This window comes from Bacillus sp. FJAT-50079 (assembly GCF_018343515.1).
Classification (GTDB): domain Bacteria; phylum Bacillota; class Bacilli; order Bacillales; family Bacillaceae_C; genus Lederbergia.
In genome coordinates, this window is record NZ_JAGYPD010000003.1 from 585,278 (window position 1) to 605,780 (window position 20,503).

The 20,503-nt window shown below is 40.3% G+C and carries 19 protein-coding genes; 9 read left to right on the forward strand and 10 right to left on the reverse strand.

Annotated elements, in window-relative coordinates:
* Positions 1-7 precede the first annotated feature (7 nt).
* On the forward strand, positions 8-1,183 hold the full coding sequence (rodA, locus tag KHA95_RS10420; protein WP_213137423.1) for a rod shape-determining protein RodA: 1,176 nt from the start codon (positions 8-10) through the stop codon (positions 1,181-1,183).
* Positions 1,184-1,242: 59 nt separating this feature from the next.
* Here rodA and KHA95_RS10425 read toward each other — a convergent pair whose 3' ends face one another.
* The 4 genes from KHA95_RS10425 to KHA95_RS10440 all read right to left on the reverse strand — a co-directional run bounded on the left by KHA95_RS10425 (position 1,243) and on the right by KHA95_RS10440 (position 5,944).
* Positions 1,243-2,268 carry a Ger(x)C family spore germination protein gene (locus tag KHA95_RS10425; protein WP_349305465.1) on the reverse strand — a complete coding sequence of 342 codons (1,026 nt, stop codon included), beginning with the start codon at positions 2,266-2,268 and terminating at the stop codon, positions 1,243-1,245.
* Positions 2,269-2,293: 25 nt separating this feature from the next.
* The gene (locus KHA95_RS10430) at positions 2,294-3,385 is read right to left on the reverse strand and encodes a GerAB/ArcD/ProY family transporter (RefSeq protein WP_213137425.1); all 1,092 of its coding nucleotides are present in this window, start codon (positions 3,383-3,385) and stop codon (positions 2,294-2,296) included.
* 21 nt (positions 3,386-3,406) lie between these two features.
* On the reverse strand, positions 3,407-4,918 hold the full coding sequence (locus KHA95_RS10435; RefSeq protein WP_481748428.1) for a spore germination protein: 1,512 nt from the start codon (positions 4,916-4,918) through the stop codon (positions 3,407-3,409).
* A 69-nt stretch (positions 4,919-4,987) separates the two neighbouring features.
* A complete protein-coding gene (locus KHA95_RS10440; protein WP_213137546.1) occupies positions 4,988-5,944 on the reverse strand; it encodes an ABC transporter substrate-binding protein in 957 nt (318 codons plus the stop codon).
* A gap of 194 nt (positions 5,945-6,138) precedes the next feature.
* Here KHA95_RS10440 and KHA95_RS10445 point away from each other — a divergent pair, with 194 nt between their 5' ends.
* Genes KHA95_RS10445 through KHA95_RS10455 form a run of 3 tightly spaced genes read left to right on the forward strand, consistent with a single transcriptional unit; the run spans position 6,139 to position 9,023 of the window.
* On the forward strand, positions 6,139-7,140 hold the full coding sequence (locus KHA95_RS10445; protein WP_213137427.1) for a FecCD family ABC transporter permease: 1,002 nt from the start codon (positions 6,139-6,141) through the stop codon (positions 7,138-7,140).
* Complete coding sequence (locus tag KHA95_RS10450) at positions 7,140-8,195, forward strand: FecCD family ABC transporter permease (RefSeq protein WP_213137428.1); 1,056 nt, start codon at positions 7,140-7,142, stop codon at positions 8,193-8,195. Before KHA95_RS10445 ends, KHA95_RS10450 begins: the two co-directional genes overlap by 1 nt.
* A 12-nt stretch (positions 8,196-8,207) precedes the next feature.
* A complete protein-coding gene (locus tag KHA95_RS10455; RefSeq protein ID WP_213137429.1) occupies positions 8,208-9,023 on the forward strand; it encodes an ABC transporter ATP-binding protein in 816 nt (271 codons plus the stop codon).
* A gap of 3 nt (positions 9,024-9,026) precedes the next feature.
* Here the strand turns inward: KHA95_RS10455 and KHA95_RS10460 are convergent, their stop codons facing one another.
* The 6 genes from KHA95_RS10460 to KHA95_RS10485 form a co-directional block, all read right to left on the reverse strand.
* Complete coding sequence (locus KHA95_RS10460; RefSeq protein WP_213137430.1) at positions 9,027-9,491, reverse strand: DUF2178 domain-containing protein; 465 nt, start codon at positions 9,489-9,491, stop codon at positions 9,027-9,029.
* Positions 9,492-9,493: 2 nt separating this feature from the next.
* On the reverse strand, positions 9,494-9,700 hold the full coding sequence (locus KHA95_RS10465) for a helix-turn-helix transcriptional regulator (RefSeq protein WP_349305466.1): 207 nt from the start codon (positions 9,698-9,700) through the stop codon (positions 9,494-9,496).
* A 143-nt stretch (positions 9,701-9,843) separates the two neighbouring features.
* The gene (locus tag KHA95_RS10470; protein WP_213137431.1) at positions 9,844-11,160 is read right to left on the reverse strand and encodes a (Fe-S)-binding protein; all 1,317 of its coding nucleotides are present in this window, start codon (positions 11,158-11,160) and stop codon (positions 9,844-9,846) included.
* Positions 11,157-12,569 (reverse strand): glycolate oxidase subunit GlcD, encoded by a 1,413-nt coding sequence (glcD, locus tag KHA95_RS10475; protein WP_213137432.1) that lies wholly within the window; start codon positions 12,567-12,569, stop codon positions 11,157-11,159. Before glcD ends, KHA95_RS10470 begins: the two co-directional genes overlap by 4 nt.
* A gap of 209 nt (positions 12,570-12,778) precedes the next feature.
* Positions 12,779-13,132 (reverse strand): spore coat protein, encoded by a 354-nt coding sequence (locus KHA95_RS10480; RefSeq protein ID WP_213137433.1) that lies wholly within the window; start codon positions 13,130-13,132, stop codon positions 12,779-12,781.
* Between the two features lie 14 nt (positions 13,133-13,146).
* Positions 13,147-13,422, reverse strand: a complete 276-nt coding sequence (locus KHA95_RS10485; RefSeq protein ID WP_213137434.1) for a hypothetical protein — start codon at positions 13,420-13,422, stop codon at positions 13,147-13,149.
* An 83-nt stretch (positions 13,423-13,505) separates the two neighbouring features.
* Here KHA95_RS10485 and KHA95_RS10490 point away from each other — a divergent pair, with 83 nt between their 5' ends.
* The 5 genes from KHA95_RS10490 to KHA95_RS10510 all read left to right on the forward strand — a co-directional run bounded on the left by KHA95_RS10490 (position 13,506) and on the right by KHA95_RS10510 (position 20,482).
* On the forward strand, positions 13,506-14,420 hold the full coding sequence (locus KHA95_RS10490) for a proline dehydrogenase family protein (protein WP_213137435.1): 915 nt from the start codon (positions 13,506-13,508) through the stop codon (positions 14,418-14,420).
* A 121-nt stretch (positions 14,421-14,541) separates the two neighbouring features.
* The gene (locus tag KHA95_RS10495; protein ID WP_481748429.1) at positions 14,542-16,929 is read left to right on the forward strand and encodes a 3-hydroxyacyl-CoA dehydrogenase/enoyl-CoA hydratase family protein; all 2,388 of its coding nucleotides are present in this window, start codon (positions 14,542-14,544) and stop codon (positions 16,927-16,929) included.
* A gap of 24 nt (positions 16,930-16,953) precedes the next feature.
* Positions 16,954-18,129: an acetyl-CoA C-acetyltransferase gene (locus KHA95_RS10500; protein WP_213137436.1), complete on the forward strand. Its 1,176-nt coding sequence runs from the start codon at positions 16,954-16,956 to the stop codon at positions 18,127-18,129.
* Between the two features lie 16 nt (positions 18,130-18,145).
* The gene (locus tag KHA95_RS10505) at positions 18,146-19,924 is read left to right on the forward strand and encodes an acyl-CoA dehydrogenase family protein (protein WP_213137437.1); all 1,779 of its coding nucleotides are present in this window, start codon (positions 18,146-18,148) and stop codon (positions 19,922-19,924) included.
* A 192-nt stretch (positions 19,925-20,116) separates the two neighbouring features.
* Positions 20,117-20,482 (forward strand): arsenate reductase family protein, encoded by a 366-nt coding sequence (locus tag KHA95_RS10510; RefSeq protein ID WP_213137438.1) that lies wholly within the window; start codon positions 20,117-20,119, stop codon positions 20,480-20,482.
* Positions 20,483-20,503 lie beyond the last annotated feature (21 nt).

The following is a 20,503-nucleotide window of genomic DNA, read 5'->3' on the forward strand; positions in this document are numbered from 1 at the left end:
CGAAGTGATGACTTCACAGAAAAAGCCGATTCCTAAAATAGATTATGGAATTATATTAACCTTAATGCTTATTACAATTATTAGTCTTGCATCGATATATAGCTCTCAGTCCACTGGCCAATATGTTGCCAATTTTCTAATCCAACAGATTATGTGGTATGTCATTGGTACTGCTGTGATTATTGTTGTGATGCAGTTAGATTCAGAACAGCTAAAGAAAATTACGTGGTATATGTATGGGTTTGGTTTATTTTTATTATTGATTTTGTTTGTAGCTCCGAATACAGAGTTTACTCCCGTTCGAAATGGGGCACAAAGCTGGTTTGTAATTCCAAAAGCTGGTGCGATCCAGCCATCAGAATTAATGAAAGTTTTTACGATTGTTGCATTGGCAAAGCTTGTAGCGGATCACCATCAAAAGTTTATTAATAAAACGGTGAAAACTGATTTTTGGTTATTAATTAAAATTGCTGCCATTACCTTTTTGCCAATCGTATTCATTATGAAACAGCCTGATCTTGGTACTTCACTTGTCTTTTTAGCGATCTTTTTGGGGATCGTACTCGTTTCAGGAATCACATGGAAAATATTATTGCCGATCTTTTCTACGGTATCCCTTATCGGTGGTACGGTGATGTATTTCGCCATTTATAAACCTGAATGGCTAAAATATATCGGAGTAAAACAATATCAGTTTAAACGGATTTATTCGTGGCTTGATCCGTATACGTATCAGTCAGATGAAGGATTTCAACTTGTTAAATCATTGCTTGCGATTGGTTCGGGGGAAACGAGTGGAAAAGGATTCCGCAATCGAGAAGTATACATGCCAGAGAGCCATTCTGATTTCATCTTTAGTACGATTGGTGAGGAGTTTGGGTTTATTGGCGGCAGCATCGTTATCAGTTTATTTTTCATGCTAATTTATCAAATTACAAAAACAGGGTTGAATACAAAAAATCCGTTCTATTCCTATATTTGTGTCGGCGTCATCTGCATGCTTGCTTTTCACGTCTTCCAAAATATTGGGATGACGATTGGACTATTACCTATTACAGGAATTCCTCTTCCGTTTATTAGTTATGGGGGAAGTTCATTGCTAGGCAACATGCTTGCAATGGGGATTATTTTATCCATACAGTACCATTATAAAAAATATATGTTTGCCTCTAGTGAAGAATAAATAAATAAAAACAACCACAGCTGTGGTTGTTTTTATTTATAAGGGAAGAATGGGGTTGTTTATTCGACCGTTCCTGATTGGATGATCGTAATATTTGGTTCAATCTTAAATGTGACATGCTTATATTGATCTTTCCATTTCTTCGGGTCGAAGTCTCTATTTTGTTGTCTAAACTTCCGCTCGATTCCTATTGGATCAATGTTCACTGATTGGAATTCTTCCAATAATGCAAGGCATTCCCTTGTAATCTTTTCTTCCACCTGCTTTGTAATTTGATCGATGATGGCGCGCTCGGCTTTATGTCCTGTGTATCTACTAATCGCACCTATCATTTTATAATTCACCTGGACAGTCAATGTGTCGTAATCGGTTTTGATTGTTGTTTTTGTTTTTATATTTTCAATGACTGCATGGTGATTGTCTACTTTCACCTCCATGCTACTTTTTATGTGCTTATCAACCAATATTTTAAAATAAAACATTTGATCAGGGGAAATGTAATGAACAAAGTGAGCATCGTCAAAAATAGCAAGTCCAGAAATTTTCAGCTTATCTTCTCCTTGTCTTTTTAAAATAGGCAAATACGCATCCTTCCCTTTTTCAAAAAAATCGGAAGTGAAAAGATGTAAATTTGTTCTTGGAATGTCCCGGTATTTAATATTGTGTGCGATCATTCTGGAAATGTATTGCCCATTTCCCTTAAATTCATAATCTCCTGCAAGCAAATCCTCCACTGAATCTTCGGTCATGACGATGTAAATTCTTGAACCGAGATCTGCACTTCTTTGCAGCGTATCAATAATTGGGAACAAGCCAATTTTAGCGGCCTCGGCTCCTAATACGAGTACTTCTATGTCTCCGAATACGACTGGCTTACTCGCTTCACGGTCCAAATGTTCAAGTAGATCTTCGTTTTTTGGAATCGTCACTTTTAATCGTTTGTTCTCAACTTTTTTATCGGGAGTGAAATGGTTGTATATGGTTATCATCTCTATTTTATCACCTACAAAATCAATTCCTGCTACCGAAATTAAATCTAAATCATCAATAATTCTTGAGTTTACACAACTAACCAACAGCGGCACGATCAATAGAGAGGCGATGGAAATTTTAATTTTCAGCTTTTTTCACCTTCCTTGCGATAAAAATGAATAGCAATAATAGGGGAACGTAGATAAAATTAAAAATAATCCCTATATTTCCCATCAAATTAAGAAATGTAATAATTTGCTGTCTTGTTTCAAAGAAGCTAGAGGCAATTAAGACAATGAAACTAATGAGAAATAATGCTTTTCGTTGCGTGATTTTAATCGTTTTTTTCATTAGTCTACTTGCACACCATAATGTAATACAAATATTAGGTAATATGACAAGAAACCATGTGGAAATGCCGATATACTCAAAGCGCCATAGAAAACTAAATTTCACAATTTTCCAAAGTGATGGAGTCGCCCAAATAATATGGGAAAGTTGGGGCTCACTATAAAATCCGAAAGAGATGAATGTAATGTATAAATAGATGAATCCTGTCATTAAAATGCCTAAATAGGCCCATTTTTTTGCCTTTTGACGGTCTTCGATAAATGGAGAAAAGATGAGTAAAGCCTCATAACCAATAAAGGACAAGGATAATTGAAAAGAAGCTTTAATAATCTTTGAAAACGAATGATGCAATAATGGAAGAAAGTCAGAGTAATCCGAATAGGGAACGGCAAATAAAAAGATAAAATATAAGTAAAAGGGTAAGATTACACTAAAAAATGCAATGCCGACGATGGTTCTGAAGCCGCCATTTATAATGTATATGGCCAACAGTAAAAAGCTAAAAGAGAACCAAAATACACTTAAATCTTCGAACAACCATACTTGTAAAATTTCAATATACGTACGAATGATGGCGATCGCAACACCTATGAAATAGAGGCTGGTTATCATATTAAAAAGACGTCCAAATATCTTTCCGTATACAAAATAATGGGTGTCAGCTAAATCATCTTTTCCAAGTTCAAGTACTTTGAACATGATAAATAAAGAGATTAGTGCGCAAATGGTTCCGATAATAACCGATAACCATGAATCATACCCGGCCGTTTTGGCAATGTCACGTTGAAAGCCAAGAATGCCAATGCCTATTTGCATCGCATGGATGACAAAAAAGACAAGATAGGGGCTAATTTGTTTCGTTTTAGGAATTGGAACCATCGCTCGCTGCCTCCAACTTTATCATTCATCAATGTCTCGTTTTGGTTTAGCATCATTCGCTTGAAAACGAATCGGTTTTTGCGTTTGCAAATAACCTGGTCGTTTATATCGGCTTGCAAATTGCACTTTCATAAAAGAATCCTTTATATCGTTGAAGCGAAAAGGATAAATTGGCTCCATGAATGGTCTACCGAGTGAATTAAGCTGGATAAGATGTGCTAAAAAGAAAATAAAGCAATAAACCATTCCAAGCAATCCCCATAATTGAGCAAAAAGCAAAAAAGGAAAACGAATGATCCGAATGGTCGATGTAATTTTATAAACAGGTGTCGTAAAAGCAGCTAACGCACCTAATGAAACAAAAATCAACAGAACATTGCTTGTCAAGCCAGCTTCAACAACGGCAGTTCCTAACACAATACCTCCAACAATACCGATTGTTTGCCCAATTTTAGTAGGCAAACGCGCCCCGGCTTCTCTAAGCAGCTCAATACTTAATTCGAGAAATAGAGCTTCCATAATCGGTGGAAACGGGACAGTTTCTCTGGAGCTAATGAGTGGAGCCATTAAATCCTTTGGGACGATTTCGGGATGATAAGTCAAGATTGCGACATATAAAGGGGTTGCAAAAATGGAAAATGTAACGCCAAAAATCCTTAAAATACGGATAAACGTTGATAAAATCCAATTGTTTAAATAATCTTCATATGAAACAAAGTAGGAAATAAATGTTGTCGGACCTAATAGAACAAAGGGGGAGCCGTTCACAATGACGGCTACCTTCCCCTCTATTAAATCGCTTGCAACCTTTACGGGATTTTCAGTGCTAATCAACTGTGGGAATGGTGAATTATGATTTCCCGATATTGTTTCTTCAATAAAATGACTATCTGTAATTTGGTCAATATTAATTTCATTGATCCGTTGCCTCATCGTATCTACATTTTCAATATTTGTTAGACCATCTATGTAAAGAATAGCGATTCGTGTCCTTGTATACGTGCCAACGGTAAGTTCTTCTGAAACTAGTTCCTTTAGTGGAATCCGGGTTCGAATAAGATTAATGTTTTGATCAATCGATTCAACAAAGGCAGCTTTTGGGCCTTCAACCGTATATTCAATATCTAACTGGTCGATATTTCTGCCCACTTCAGCTGGAGCAGGAAGAAGAGCGACCGTCTTTTCTTCCCCTTTAATGCGGATTAATACATTTCCTGAGAGCAGTTTTTCTTCAATTTCCCTCAAATTAGATGTAATGAACACCTGGCCAGTTGGAATGATATTTAGGCAATCGGAAAGGGTATAAAAATTCCCTTGCAGTAAAGGGGGCAAAATATCCTCTGCAATAATGTCGTTATTTACTAATGTGGAAAAGTATTCGATTGAAAAATGCACATCGGTTTGCTGATTTGTAGCACTAGACTGAACGTAATCGTTTGATTTACGCAATTGGGCTAATAATGTTGAAAGGGAATCCGGGGAACTGTTTTCGTTTGGTTGATCCTTCTTCTTATTTTTAAATAATGCCATCATCATCCCTCCAATAAGAGATTGCCCCATTTTCATAAAAAAATACGGCAGCCGCATGCTACCGTATAAAGATTATTGAAGTTTATTTTCTAAGTCATCAAGCATAAGGTTCGCCGCGATGACGCCTCCAGCCGTATTCCAAATCGAATCATCTACTTTATGAATATTATCAGCTTTTACAACTTCCAAGTTTTTAAATAACGGGTTATTAATCCATTCTTTTTCTAATGTATTTGCTTCTCCATTGCCTGTTTCGTAAGTGAAGTAAAAAAGAATATCTCCGTCCATAGCAGGAATTCTTTCCTCTGAAACGTTTGTTTCTGCTAAGTCATCCACATTTTGACTTTCAGGTCGGGCAAACCCAATTTGTTCAAGGATCACGCCCGCGAATGAATCTTTATGATAGATTCGAACATCACCAGCTATGAAACGTATGAGTGAAATTTTCTTATCTAGCTTGTCAGCAAACTTTTCTTGTAATTGTGCCACTCTACCATCGAAGTTATCCAAAACTTCTTCGCCTTTTTCTTCTAGATTAACGGCTTTTGCATATAGTCGGAAGTTTTCCTTCCAGTCGCCGCGTAATGCTTCTGCAAAAATCGTTGGCGCTATTGCTTTAAGTTGTGGGTAAATTTCTTCTTGGCGCATTTTATTGCCAATGATTAAATCCGGTTTTAATTTCGCAATCGCCTCAACATTGATCTGGCTTTCCGTTCCAACGACTTCGACATCTGTCATTTGGTCGCTAATATGTGGGTACCAAGGATCACCTACCCATGATTGAACAGCTCCTACTGGCTTGATTCCAAGTGCGAGTAATGCTTCTGTGCCTTCGTTCGTTAAAATAACAATTCTTTTCGGTGTATTTGGTATTTCAGTACTTTCCATTGCATGTTCAACCATGTATGCAGTACTATCGTTGTCGTTCGTTTTTGTTTCCGTATCTTTTTTAGCGTCACTCTTATTTCCGCAAGCAGCGAGCAACGCGATAATCAAGATTGTGACGAGCAGATAGTGTAATTTTTTCATCGTATGATTTCCTCCAAAATATGTATGATAATGATTATCAATTAAGACTTTTTTATCATAATGGGAAGAAAAGTGAATGTCAACAAATAATTGAGAATGATTTTCAAGATCATTGACTAAATGGCGAATATTCCTTAAAATAAGTTTGAAATTCATACGGAAGTTTCCGAATCTGCTTTGAAAGGTAATGGGGAATGTTATTTGAAAAGAATAGTCAAAAGCTTGGATTGCTCATGTTCGCGCTTTTTATGCTGCTCATTTTGATTGGAATGAGTATTGTATTAGGGTATACAGATACTTCAATTAAAACGGCAATTCATGCTTTTTTTAATTTTAACGGGTCAAACGAGCAAATCGTGATTAAATATGTGCGCTTACCAAGAGCTTTAATTGCTGCGGCGGTAGGGGCTTGTCTTGCGATTGCAGGCGTCATGATGCAAACATTAACAAAAAATCCGCTCGCTTCACCAAGCATACTTGGTGTGAATGCTGGAGCAGGCTTTGCTGTTGTCGTGGCGGTTACGCTTTTTCAAGTTTCGAGCTTGCAAGTGTTCTCTTGGATTTCCTTTGCCGGTGCAGCTATTGTCGCCATCGGTGTATATGTAATCGGATCAGCAGGAAGGGAAGGGCTGACGCCAATGAAGCTCACGCTTGCCGGGGCGGCAATGGCTGCGCTTTTTACTTCATTCACTCAAGGGTTGCTTGTCCTAAACGAAGCAGCGCTTGAACAAGTGCTATTTTGGCTTGCCGGCTCTGTTGCTGGTCGGAAAATAGATATTTTGCTTTCGGTTCTCCCTTATATGGTTGTCGGATGGGGCTTTGCGTTATTGATCGCAACAAAGATGAATGTGTTGGCAATGGGGGAGGATCTTGCCAGAGGCTTAGGATTACATACAGGTTTCGTGAAAATTTTTATCGGTTTCATCGTTATTATCCTTTCTGGCAGTGCGGTTGCTGTCGCTGGGCCGATTGGCTTTGTAGGCATCATCGTTCCACATCTATCACGGAAAATCATTGGGATTGATCATCGTTGGCTCATTCCTTTTTCAGGATTATTAGGAGCGATGCTGCTTATCATCGCAGACATCGGGGCAAGGTTCATTATTATGCCGCAGGAAGTTCCCGTCGGCGTAATGACTGCCGTTATTGGCGCACCATTTTTTATTTACGTCGTAAGGAAGGGGTTTAGCCAGTAATGGGGAAATATAAAAGCTTTCGCATCTGGAAGGGAAACATTTCTTTTCTTGTTGATAGACGGGCGGTAAACGTTATTTGGATTTTAGCGGGAATCTCCGTTGCTATATTTATTATTGGAGTCGGACTAGGGGATATGAAAATAAATCCGTTCACCGTTCTTCATGTCTTTTTTGGTGGCGGTGATGATTTCGAAAGACTTGTCGTTTTACAATTCCGCTTGCCGCGCATGATCGTATCTGTACTTGTTGGGATGGCGCTTGCGGTTGCAGGGGGAATCCTTCAGGGAATCATTCGAAATCCGCTTGCTTCCCCCGATATTATCGGAATTACTGGGGGAGCGAGTGTAGCGGTAGTAAGCTTTTTAGCGTTATTTAGCGATGCGAATAATTCATTAAAGGTTGGAATTGAATGGCTTCCTGCCGCTGCATTTATCGGTGCTACATTCACGGGGTTACTCGTTTATTTTCTCGCTTGGCGCAATGGTGTTTCACCGATCAGGCTTGTTCTTATAGGAATTGGGATTTCCGCGCTTATGCAAGCTTTTACAACGATGGTGATGATATTAGGTCCGATTTATCAGGCGAGTCAGGCGAATATATGGATCACTGGAACCGTAAATGGCGCAAATTGGGAGCATGTTGCTGTTCTTTTACCAATCGTCATTGTTCTTTTATGTATCGCGATCATTTCTGCCCGAAAAATCAATGTCCAAGAGCTTGGTGATGAACTTGCGACAGGAATAGGAAGCAAGGTGCAAAAACAGCGCTTTTTTCTATTGTTAATTGGGACAGGATTAGTTGGAGCAGCAGTCGCTTTCGCTGGTGGAATTGGGTTTGTCGGTCTGATGGCACCACATATGGCGAGACGGCTTGTTGGTTCTACCTTCGGTGCGCTGCTTCCTGCTTCTGCAATCATTGGCAGCGTTCTTGTTTTATTAGCAGATTTGATTGGGCGGACATTATTTTTACCACTGGAGGTACCTGCGGGAGTATTCACGGCAGCAATTGGTGCACCATATTTTATTTATCTTTTATTTAAAACGAGGAATGTGTAAGGGGTGTAAGTCGTGGAAACGATCGAAACGAAACAATTAACTTTATCATACGGTGATCAACTCATTATTGATGAATTAAATTTAACGATACCAAAAGGTGAGATCACTGTTTTTATCGGTGGAAATGGTTGCGGCAAATCGACACTTCTTCGCTCCATTGCAAGATTGCTCAAGCCAAAAGGTGGCTCTGTCCTGTTAGCAGGCGAAGACATTGCCAAACTTCCAACGAAGGGAGTTGCGAAAAGACTAGCTATTTTACCGCAAACGGCGATTGCGCCTGAAGGACTGTCCGTATTACAACTTGTTAAACAAGGGAGATATCCTTATCAGTCATGGCTTAAACAATGGTCCAATCAAGATGAAATGGTAGTGAATCGGGCATTGGCAGCAACAGGAATGGAAACGATGAAGGAGCGCTTGGTCGATGAGCTTTCTGGCGGGCAGCGGCAAAGGGCTTGGATTGCGATGACGCTTGCACAAGATACAGAAATTTTATTGTTAGACGAGCCAACTACTTATTTAGACATGACACATCAAATTGAGATTTTAGATTTATTATTCGAATTGAATGAAAGGGAGGGCCGGACGATTGTGATGGTATTGCATGATTTGAATTTGGCATGTAGATACGCTCACAATATCGTCGCCATTCGTGATCGACAAGTATATGCACAAGGGAAACCGGAAGACGTAATTAACAGCACGCTAGTTTATGATGTATTTAATATGCATTGTCAAATTACTGTCGATCCGCTTTTTGGCACTCCGCTATGCATTCCACATGGACGAGGAAGACGTCTGAAAATCAGCGGCGTACAAAGCCGCTGATTTTTATATTTTTCGAATGTGAATATAGTACGTAATAATTTGAACAACTGGAATGAACAAGATCAAGTAAATTGGAAAATGAATAAATTGATTTTGAAAAAGGGGGAAAAATACAAACAAGGTGGCGGCAATTGACGCTGATATCCACGTTGCAATAAACGCCTTTCTACAAGCCTCCCCTGAGATCTGCTGTTCACGCTCATCTTCTTCTGTAAATTCGAAAGGATAGAGCCAAAGGGAACGTTTGTCTTTGTGTTTTCTTTTGCCAAAATAAAAAAAAGACAAAATAAGTGTAAACACGAGCAGCAATAAAAGAGGTAAAAAATAAAAGTTAATTTCCCATGGTGGCTCGGGATTTTTTAATATATGGGCGAACTGGCTGAGCATATCATAAAGAGAAATTAACACCCATCCAATAATAAGGATCGACAAGAGGCTTAATATCATCGATACGAACGGTTTTTTCATTACTATTCCTCCTTTTCTTCTAACCAAAACACTTCTTCCATCGGGAGCTTGACTGCTTGGCAAATGGCTAGCCCGAGCAATAACGATGGAACATAGTCACCTTTTTCAATCGCCGCAATCGTTTGGCGTGTCACCCCTGCCAAGTTTGCCAAGTCAGTTTGCGAATAATTAAAACGAGCGCGTAGCTCTTTTACACGATTTTGCAAGATCACATATGCAACCTCCTTGTTAAGTTGACTTAACATTCTATTTGTATTGTATGTTGTAATTAACAAAATGTAAAGGCTATTTAACATCAATTTGGTTGGAATGTAATGAATTGGGTAATACGCAAAAAACACCCGAAAAGTAATTACACTTCGGGTGTTAAGGCAGCTAACAGTACATCGGCAATATGTACAGCTTCAATTTTTTCACTTAAACCAGCACGCTCGATTCCAAGCTTCATTTGCAGTAGACATCCCGGGTTAGCTGTGACGATCATGCCTGGTTGAACCGCCTCAACCTTTTTCATTTTATGATCGAGAATTTGCATCGACATGTCCGGTTCAACGATATTATATATCCCGGCTGATCCGCAACAGCGATCTGCCTCGGGTAATTCTCGGTACTCAGCGTCATCAATTGCTTGAATTAATGTGCGAGGTGCAGAGGCAGTATGCATGACATTACGCAAATGGCAGGAATCTTGATAAGTGAGAATCGTTCCGGACAAACGCAAACGATGCAAACGGTGGAAGTCAAGCTCAACGAGAATTTGCGAAATATCCTTGAGCTTACTCGTAAATTCTTTTGCACGCTCGCTCCACTCCAATTGGTCAGCTAATAAGTGATCATAGCCGATAAGAAAGCCGCCACAGCCTCCCGCATTGGTTACAATATAATCTGCTCCTGTTGCCTCAAAAGCTAAAATATTTTTCTTCGCAAGCTCGATCGCTTTTGCCTTTTCACCACTATGCCCGTGCAAAGCGCCACAGCAGCCTTGATCTTTCGGAATGATAACATCGCAGCCAGCGAGTTGGAGAAGCTTCATTGTTGCGTCATTCGTTCCCATAAACATCGTGTCCATCAGGCAGCCTGAAAAGAAGGCGACGGTCGCTTTTTTTCCGCCTTTTGCTTGTAAAAAATCGGGGCGGACTTTCATTTCTTTCTTTTTAGGGACAGATGGTAATACTCGCTCCATTTGTGCTAAGTTTTCTGGAAAGAGCTTCATAAATCCAATTTTACGAACGGTTTTTTGCAAACCGGATCGTTGATAAAAGCCGAGTAAGCCTGTTACATTCACCATCCGATTTTGATGGGGAAAGAGCCCTTCAAATACGGTATTTCGCAATGTTTTCACAGGGAGGCTTTGCTTTTTATTTTGCCAAATAATATCGCGAGCGTCTTCGAGTAACATTCCGTAATTCACACCAGCCGGACAGGCTGGTTCACAGGCACGGCAGCCAAGGCAAAGGTCGAGCGCTTCCTCAACATCATCATCAAAATCAATCAAACCATCAGCAACTGCTTTCATTAAAGCAATTCTTCCGCGAGGGGAATGTTTTTCTTGAAAATTCGTTTCGATATATGTAGGACAGGCAGGCAAGCAGAAGCCGCAGCGCATGCAGTTGAGCAATTCATCCATATCCATTTTTTCCGAAAACTGTTGCTGGATGGTTGTGGTCATTGTGATACCACCACCCTTTTTCTGCTTTCCTTTGCAAATACTTTTCCGGGATTCATAATGTTATTTGGATCAAATGCCGATTTAATCGCTTTCATTGCTGCGATTCCTTCAGGAGCGAGCTTCCATTCAAGATAGGGTGCCTTAACAATGCCAACACCATGCTCACCTGTAATTGTACCGCCAAGTTCAATTGCTGCTGCAAAAATTTCTTCAAACGCTTTTTCAACTCGTTCCATCTCATCCTTGTCCCGAATGTCTGTCGGACATGTTGGATGTAAATTGCCATCCCCGGCATGCCCAAACGTACAAATCATTACATCGTATTTTTGAGCAATTTTTTCAATAGCATTGACCATTTTTGCAATTTCCGATCTTGGAACGGTTGCATCTTCAAGAATCGTCGTTGGCTTTAAGCGAGCAAGCGCTGATAAAGCAGAGCGTCGGGCCATGCTAAGCTTTGCGGCTGTTTCTACATCAGCTGCAATTTCTACTGATTCCGCCGCCTGTTCTTGACAGATCGTAGCGATCATTTCAATATCACGATCAACAATTTCAGCAGGGCCATCTTGTTCGATTAATAAGACGGCTTTTACATTTGTCGGTAAGCCAATTTTTGCAAAATCTTCGACTGCTTCCAGCGTTGGCTGATCTAAAAATTCAAGTGTTGCCGGTATGATTTTGTTTGCAATGATTTTAGATACGGAGCGGGCCGCCGCATCGAGATCTTGATATAAAGCGAGTAATGTTTTTTTTGTTTCCGGCATTGGAATGAGCTTTAATGTCGCTTCGGTAATTACCCCAAGAGTACCTTCAGATCCAACGAATAACCTAGTCAAATCATAGCCAGCGACATCTTTAGCTAACTTTCCACCCGTGCGAATGATATCGCCATTCGGGAGAACGATTTCAAGTGCCAATACATAATCGCGGGTAACCCCGTATTTTAGTCCGCGCAACCCACCTGAGTTTTCATTTATATTCCCGCCAATTGTAGAGATGCTCATCGAACTTGGATCGGGTGGATAGAATAAACCTTTTGCCTCGACCGCACGGATGAGATCGAGAGTAATGACCCCGGGCTGAACCGTAACTGTTAGATTTTCTTCATCAATTTCGAGAATATTGTTCATATGCTTGAACAATAAAACGATACCGCCTTCAATCGGAGTCGTTCCCGCACATAAATTTGTTCCTGAGCCTCGAGGGACAATCGGAATCTGAAATTTATCGCAAAGCCGCAAAATCTCTGAGATCTCTTTTGTCGATCGGGGTGCAACGACAACGTCAGGCATCGACTGAAACTGTGGTGTTGCATCATACGAATATACCAATCTACCAACTTGTGAATCATCAACATTCTCCTTGCCAACGATGGCAATTAACTTCTCAATGATTTGTCGTGTAAGCATAAATCCCCCTCCTACGTTTAAATTATATCGTAAATAGTTGACAAGTGAAGGAATAAAAAAAGTATTCCGGTAATTTAGCGGTGGATGAAAAGAGTTTTTATGTATAAAACAGGCAATCGATCAATTTCCAATAAAAAACCTGAAGCGCTAATGCTTCAGGTTTTTTAAAAAGAAATCATCTAATTGCTTTGCTAGGGAGATTTTTCCCCTTACTGCATGCCGCCATTATAAGGAAACTGATTCGTATAACCAACATGCTGTTGATATGATTGTTGAATTTTTTGTTCGTCTTGGGCCTCTAGTTTGTACCAGCCTTTTTGGAACATGAGATTAAATAAATTCCGCTGCGCTTGCTCTGTTTCTGTATATATAGCGAGTAAATCATCATAAAGATGTTGGTGGCTTGCTTCATGTATAGCGGTTGTGTAAGAGCTTGTCATATACTTTTCCGTTGCTAGCATGTCATTGACAAAATCACGTTCGTTCATTTGCGGTGTTTTTGGAATTTGCATCGCTGGATTTTGAATACTTTTTCCGTTTTGGTTTGGATTTTGATTTTGCATCGTAAGCACCTCCGTTATTGCATTAATGTATTAGAATGCTGTTTTTCTTGTAGGTGGAATAGTAATTTTTCGTAGTGACGTTGATGCATTTGCCCACAAGCGTTAAGCGCTTGTTTGAGTTGCGGATCTTGACATTGAGTAGCAAAGAAATGCGCTTTTTTTGTTGCAAGCAAGTTCCATGAAAGCATATCATTAATATAAGCGAAATCTTTTGTCGTAATAATATGTGGTGGTTGCTGCATGATCGGTTGCTGATGTTGACCGGGCTGGTTCATTTGTTGATTGTGCATAAACAATCCCTCCTTTATTTTCATGATTTAGCTTGCCTGAATGGGGTGAAATTATGCAAAATTTGATGCATGGAGGAAACTTTATGGAAAATGTGATTCGCCAATTCTTTTTATTTTTATCAAAAAGTAAAGTGCTCACAAAAGTGGCCAAAAAATACGGTCTTCATTTCGGTGCGGCAAGATTTGTCGCGGGAGAAACGATTGAGCAAGCAATAAGTGTCATTAAGCAATTAAATGAAAAAGGTTTGGCTGTGACGCTCGATCATTTAGGGGAGTTCGTTAAAAGTGAAAAAGAAGCTTATGAGAGAACGGAGCAAGCGATTGAAGCGATTCGAGCAATACGCCGTGCAGGGGTAAATTCGCAATTATCGTTAAAGCTTACATCGCTTGGGTTAGATATTTCGTCTGAGCTTGTCCTTAAAAATATGAGAGAAATTCTTGATGTTGCAAAACAAGAAGATGTGTTCGTTACAATCGATATGGAAGATTATGGACATTGCCAACAAACACTTGAACTGTTTAAAAAGTTAAAATCAGAATATGACCGAGTTGGCACTGTTATTCAGGCGTATTTATATCGGTCAGCGAGTGATATGGAAGATCTACATCAATATTTCCCACATCTTCGACTCGTGAAAGGAGCTTATAAAGAATCATCAGAAGTTGCTTTCCCTGAAAAAAAAGATGTGGACGAAAACTTTAAGCAAATCATTCAACACCAGCTTTTGCGTGGGCATTATACTGCAATAGCCACGCATGATGATGCGATTCTTGATTTCACAACATTGATTGTAAAGGAAAATGGTATTTCAACCGATCAATTTGAATATCAAATGTTATATGGAATTCGAACAGAGCGACAATTGCAATTGCAACAGGAAGGATATACAATGCGCATTTATTTACCGTATGGAACCGATTGGTACGGGTATTTTATGCGTAGGCTCGCTGAACGACCAGCAAATGTTGCCTTTGTTTTGAAAGGAATTTTCAGATAGTAGAGAAAGTTTAGGATTGAAACAATTTGGGAAATCCGCTATATTTAAAGTAATCTAATATCATTTATATTTTTTTAATCATAAAATGAATGATCATTCATTCAATAAAGAGGGGGAATAGATGTTGAAGTACGATATTAAAAAAGCGGCAGTCATCGGCTCAGGTGTGATGGGGTCTGGCATTGCGGCTCATCTTGCCAATATCGGGATCCCATCATTGTTACTCGATATCGTTCCAGATGAGCTTTCAGCAGATGAAAAATCGAAAGGACTTACATTAGAAGATCGAGTTGTTCGCAATCGCTTTGCGAATGCCGCATTAACCAAATTAATAAAACAAAAACCCGCGCCACTTACAAAAAAGGAAAATCTCGCAATGATTACAGCGGGCAATCTTGAAGACGATATCAAGCTTCTATCTGAGGTAGATTGGATCATTGAGGTCGTTGTTGAGAATTTGGACGTGAAAAAGAAAGTTTTTGAAAGCGTTGACAAGCATCGTAAACTTGGAAGTATTGTTAGCTCTAATACATCAGGAATATCAGTCGAGAAAATGTCGGCAGGACGTTCAGCTGATTTTCAAAAACATTTTATCGGTACTCATTTTTTTAATCCCCCTCGCTATTTAAAACTACTTGAAATTGTTCCTACGGAAAAAACAGATAGAGATGTTATTCAATTTATGCAAACCTTTGGTGAGGATACGCTTGGGAAAGGCGTTGTTATTGCCAAGGATACACCGAATTTTATTGCCAATCGAATTGGGACATATGGTTTACTCGTAACCGTGAGAGAAATGTTAAAGGGCGGGTATCGAATCGGTGAAGTGGATTCGATCACGGGCACATTAATTGGGCGTCCGAAAAGCGCCACCTTCCGTACACTCGATGTCGTTGGACTTGATACGTTCATTCATGTTGCAAATAATGTATATGAGCAAGTTGATGGAGCTGAAAAACAAGTATTTGAGATACCGGAATTTATGCAACAAATGCGAGAAAAAGGCTGGTTTGGCAGTAAATCAGGTCAAGGATTTTATATGAAAAAAGGAAAGGACATTCTTGAATTAAATCCTGAAACACTGGAATATGAACCAAGGAAAAAATTAAAAACACCAGGGCTTGAAATGGCGAAGCAGGCAAAGGGGACAGCGGAAAGATTGAAGATGCTGCTCTATTCGGACGATCATGCTGGTACATTGCTATGGAATATTACAGCTCCTGTGCTTGCGATCTCAGCTGAATTGCTTGGAACGATTGCGGATGATGTTGTTGCGATCGACCAGGCAATGAAATGGGGATTCGGCTGGAAACATGGGCCATTTGAAATATGGGATGCGATTGGCCTTGAAAAGTCGATTGAAAAAATGGAGATAGACGGAATTTCCGTCCCTTTTTGGGTAAAAGAGATGCTCGAAAACGGGCACACTTCCTTTTATAAAGAAGTAGATGGAAAGCTGTCCTATTATATGAACGGAGAATATAAAGCGGTCGCGATCAATTCAAAAGTGATTGATTTACAGCTTTTGAAAAAACAAGGTAAAGTCATAAAAAAGAATATTGGCGCGAGCTTAATCGATATTGGCGATGATGTTGCCTTGCTTGAATTTCACTCGCCAAACAATGCGATTGGCTTTGATATTATCCAAATGATCAATTATGCGATTGATGAAGTAGCAGACAACTACAAAGGCTTAGTTATTGGCAATCAAGGGAAAAACTTCTGTGTTGGAGCCAATTTAGCGATGATTTTAATGGCTGCCCAAGATGACGATATATTCGAAGTCGATTTGGTCGTAAGACAATTTCAGCAAGCGATGATGAAAATTAAATATAGCGCAAAGCCAGTCGTAGCGGCACCATTTGGGATGACACTTGGCGGTGGGGCGGAAGTTTGTCTGCCCGCTGCACATATTCAAGCGTCATCTGAAACATATATTGGGCTTGTTGAAACAGGTGTCGGTCTTATTCCGGGGGGCGGGGGAAATAAAGAATTATATATGAAGACATTGCGAGAGATGCCCGAAGGAATTGATTTTGATTTACAAAAAGTCGCAAATAAAGTGTTTGAAACGATTGCAATGGCGAACGTATCAACATCTGCAGATGAAGCGAATGAAAAAGGCTTTCTTAATCATAACGATGGTATTAGTGTCAATGGAGATCATCTTCTATATGATGCGAAACAATCCGTTCTATCATTATATGAAAAAGGCTATCGACCACCTGTACGAAGGAAGGTTCCGGTCACTGGCGAAACCGGCTATGCAACCTTATTACTCGGTGCCGAGGCCATGCGATTATCTGGTTATATTTCTGATCATGATTTGAAGATTGCCAAAAAGCTTGCTTATGTTATTGCTGGAGGAATGGTGCCATACGGGACAGAAGTAGATGAACAATATTTGCTTGATCTTGAAAGGGAAGCGTTCATTAGTCTCGTTGCTGAACCAAAATCACAAATGAGAATGCAACACATGTTGGTGAAGGGGAAGCCATTAAGAAACTAAATAGGGAAAGTGAGGGGGAAGCCGATGCGTGAGGCAGTCATCGTTGCGGGTGCAAGAACACCGGTCGGAAAAGCGAAGAAAGGGACACTCGCTTCAGTAAGACCAGATGATCTCGGGGCAGCAGTTGTCAAGGAAACGTTGAGACGTGCAAGTAATTATGATGGGGATATTGATGACTTGATTTTTGGCTGTGCGATGCCTGAAGCAGAACAAGGATTGAATATGGCAAGGAATATTGGTGGCTTAGCTGGGCTACCAAATACCGTTCCGGCAATCACAATCAATCGCTACTGTTCTTCAGGGTTACAGGCGATTGCCTATGCGGCTGAACGGATTATGATTGGCAGTGCAAATACGATTATCGCAGGTGGGGCGGAGTCGATGAGTCTTGTGCCGATGATGGGCCATGTTGCTCGCCCAAATCGCAAACTTGCAGAAAAAGCTCCCGAGTATTATATGAGTATGGGGCATACGGCAGAAGAGGTGGCAAAACGCTTTGCTATTTCACGTGAAGATCAGGACGCATTCGCCGTTTCTAGTCATCATAAGGCTGCAAGAGCGATTGCGGATGGAAAATTCACAGAAGAAATTGTTCCCGTTGAGGTCACTCATAAACAGGTAAATGCCGAATATAAATTAACGGAAAAAAAGCTCATTTTTTCGGAAGATGAAGGAGTACGCCCAAATACGAATATCGGGGTGCTTGCAACATTAAGACCGGCTTTTTCCATTTCAGGTTCTGTTACGGCAGGAAATTCTTCACAAACGAGCGATGGGGCTGCAGCGGTTATGGTAATGGATCGTGAAAAAGCTAAGTCACTTGGGCTTAATCCAGTATTAAAGTTTCGTTCGTTTGCGGTTGCTGGCGTTCCACCGGAAATTATGGGAATCGGCCCTGTTGCAGCGATTCCAAAAGCATTGAAATTAGCTGGACTGGAGCTTAGTGATATTGGCTTATTTGAATTAAATGAAGCATTTGCTTCACAATCAATTCAAGTGATTCGCGAGCTTGGCTTAAATGAGGAATTGGTAAATGTGAACGGTGGGGCGATTGCGCTCGGTCATCCACTCGGATGTACGGGAACGAAGCTTACGTTGACGCTTGCTTATGAAATGAAGCGACGAAATGTTCAATTTGGAATTGTAACGATGTGTATTGGTGGGGGAATGGGAGCGGCTGGTGTCTTCGAATTAATTTAAAAGGGGGAACGAAAGGATGGCAAAGGAAACGAAGAAGTTAATAAAGGGCGGATCGTTTTTAATTGAAGATATTACGGCGGAGCAAATGTTTACACCAGAGGACTATACAGATGAACATAAAATGATCGCGAAAACGACAGAGGACTTCGTCATTAATGAAGTGATGCCTCAAATCGAACATATTGAAAATCATGAATTTGATCGATCTGTAAAACTATTAAAACAGGCGGGGGAACTTGGGCTTCTCGGTGCTGAGGTTCCGGAGGAATACGGTGGACTGGGGCTTGATAAAATTAGCGGATCATTAATTTCAGAAAAATTAGCGCAGGCTGGTGGATTTTCAATTTCTCATGGGGCGCATGTTGGGATTGGCTCCCTTCCGATCGTTTTATTTGGCAATGAGGAGCAAAAGAAAAAATATTTGCCGAAGCTAGCGACAGGGGAATGGTTAGCAGCATATGCGTTAACAGAACCGGGTTCAGGTTCGGATGCACTCGGTGCCAAAACAACGGCTATATTGAATGAAGCGGGTACTCATTATCTTTTAAATGGGGAAAAACAATGGATTACAAACTCTGCTTTTGCGGACGTTTTCATTGTCTATGCGAAAATAGATGGGGAACAATTTTCCGCCTTCATCGTTGAGCGCAATTATTCAGGAGTTTCAACAGGACCAGAGGAAAAGAAAATGGGAATTAAAGGCTCCTCGACAAGAACGCTTTTATTAGATAACGCCCAAGTTCCAGTTGAAAATTTATTAGGAGAAGCGGGAAAAGGTCATCGAATCGCATTTAACATATTAAATATTGGTCGCTATAAGTTAGGAGTCGGGGCAATTGGTGGTTCAAAACGTGCATTCGACATTACGCTGAAATATGCGAATCAGCGAAAGCAATTTAAAACTCCGATTTCTCAGTTCAATTTGACAAAGGAAAAATTCGGAACGCTTGGCGCACAAATTTATGCTGCGGAAAGTTCGGTTTATCGGACCGTTGGATTGTTTGAAGAGCGGATGGGACAGTTATCGGAAACACATGATGGGACAGAAGTAGCGAAATCAATTGCTGAATATGCAATCGAATGCTCGTTAAATAAAATTTTTGGTTCTGAAGTGCTTGATCATGTCGTTGATGAAGGCGTTCAGATTCATGGCGGTTACGGATATATGCAAGAATATGAGATTGAAAGAGCGTATCGTGACTCCCGGATAAACCGTATCTTTGAGGGAACAAATGAAATTAATCGTTTGCTCGTCCCAGGGACATTTTTACGAAAGGCATTTAAAGGTGAGCTCCCATTGCTGGAAAAAGCCCAAAGCTTGCAAGAAGAATTAATGATGCTTATGCCAGAAGAGCCGGGTGACGAACCACTTGATCAAGAAAGACATTTAGTGCGAGGAACAAAAAAAGTGGCCTTAATGCTTGCGGGACTTGGTGCGCAAAAATACGGGCATGCCTTGGAGAAAGAACAAGAAATTTTAGCAAAGCTAGCTGATATCGTATCATTCGCCTATGCAATGGAATCCGTTTTATTGCGGACTGAAAAGGCGATCAAACGTGATGGAGTTGAGAAACATAGACAAAAGCTGCTTTACACACAAATTTTCTGTCAAGATTCGATCGTGAAAGTGGAGCAGTTTGCGCGCGAATGCTTGACAGCTATTGAAGAAGGCGATACATTCCGCATGATGAATTCCGCCCTCCGAAAGCTTATTCGCCATACACCTGTGAATGTAATTGCAAAAAAACGTGAAGCTGCTGATCGCTTAATCGTAGCAGAAAAATTCATCGTATAAGCCGTCATTTATGACGGCTTTATTTACTACATTTAGCTGGAATTGCACGATTTCTAGCTTAATTGCGCAACTTTGGATCGTAATTGCGCCACTTTTGGAATAATTGCGTGACTTTTACCGGCAATTGCGTAACTTCCTCTTTTTAGCGGCATTCGGTTATAATAGTGAGGATAATTATGAAGGGGTGAGGAAATGTCACTTACATTTTATTCATATCCTCCATGTGGAACATGCCGTAAAGCGAAAAAATGGCTGGAGGAAAACGGACTAACGTTTGAGGAAGTGCATATTGTTGAACATACGCCATCAAGTGAAGAGGTAAAACAATTGCATGAGATAAGTGGACTAGAATTAAAGAAGTTTTTTAATACAAGCGGACAAAAATATCGTCAGCTTGGTTTAAAAGATAAAGTTGGCAGTGCATCAAATGAAGAATTATATGAACTGCTCGCTTCCGATGGGATGCTTATAAAACGTCCGATCGTAACGGATGGTGAGAGAGTAACGGTTGGATTTAATGAGTCGACATATGAGGATACTTGGGGAAAGGTTAACTAACACGTTATCTTGCTTTCAAGC

Coding starts and splice junctions, on each gene's coding strand:
- rodA (WP_213137423.1), top strand. CDS start 8: ATGACTTCACAGAAAAAGCCGATTCCTAAAATAGATTATGGAATTATA.
- KHA95_RS10430 (WP_213137425.1), bottom strand. CDS start 3,385: ATGGTTCCAATTCCTAAAACGAAACAAATTAGCCCCTATCTTGTCTTT.
- KHA95_RS10435 (WP_481748428.1), bottom strand. CDS start 4,918: ATGATGGCATTATTTAAAAATAAGAAGAAGGATCAACCAAACGAAAAC.
- KHA95_RS10440 (WP_213137546.1), bottom strand. CDS start 5,944: ATGAAAAAATTACACTATCTGCTCGTCACAATCTTGATTATCGCGTTG.
- KHA95_RS10445 (WP_213137427.1), top strand. CDS start 6,139: ATGTTATTTGAAAAGAATAGTCAAAAGCTTGGATTGCTCATGTTCGCG.
- KHA95_RS10450 (WP_213137428.1), top strand. CDS start 7,140: ATGGGGAAATATAAAAGCTTTCGCATCTGGAAGGGAAACATTTCTTTT.
- KHA95_RS10460 (WP_213137430.1), bottom strand. CDS start 9,491: ATGAAAAAACCGTTCGTATCGATGATATTAAGCCTCTTGTCGATCCTT.
- KHA95_RS10470 (WP_213137431.1), bottom strand. CDS start 11,160: ATGACCACAACCATCCAGCAACAGTTTTCGGAAAAAATGGATATGGAT.
- glcD (WP_213137432.1), bottom strand. CDS start 12,569: ATGCTTACACGACAAATCATTGAGAAGTTAATTGCCATCGTTGGCAAG.
- KHA95_RS10480 (WP_213137433.1), bottom strand. CDS start 13,132: ATGCAAAATCAAAATCCAAACCAAAACGGAAAAAGTATTCAAAATCCA.
- KHA95_RS10485 (WP_213137434.1), bottom strand. CDS start 13,422: ATGCACAATCAACAAATGAACCAGCCCGGTCAACATCAGCAACCGATC.
- KHA95_RS10490 (WP_213137435.1), top strand. CDS start 13,506: ATGGAAAATGTGATTCGCCAATTCTTTTTATTTTTATCAAAAAGTAAA.
- KHA95_RS10495 (WP_481748429.1), top strand. CDS start 14,542: ATGTTGAAGTACGATATTAAAAAAGCGGCAGTCATCGGCTCAGGTGTG.
- KHA95_RS10500 (WP_213137436.1), top strand. CDS start 16,954: ATGCGTGAGGCAGTCATCGTTGCGGGTGCAAGAACACCGGTCGGAAAA.
- KHA95_RS10505 (WP_213137437.1), top strand. CDS start 18,146: ATGGCAAAGGAAACGAAGAAGTTAATAAAGGGCGGATCGTTTTTAATT.
- KHA95_RS10510 (WP_213137438.1), top strand. CDS start 20,117: ATGTCACTTACATTTTATTCATATCCTCCATGTGGAACATGCCGTAAA.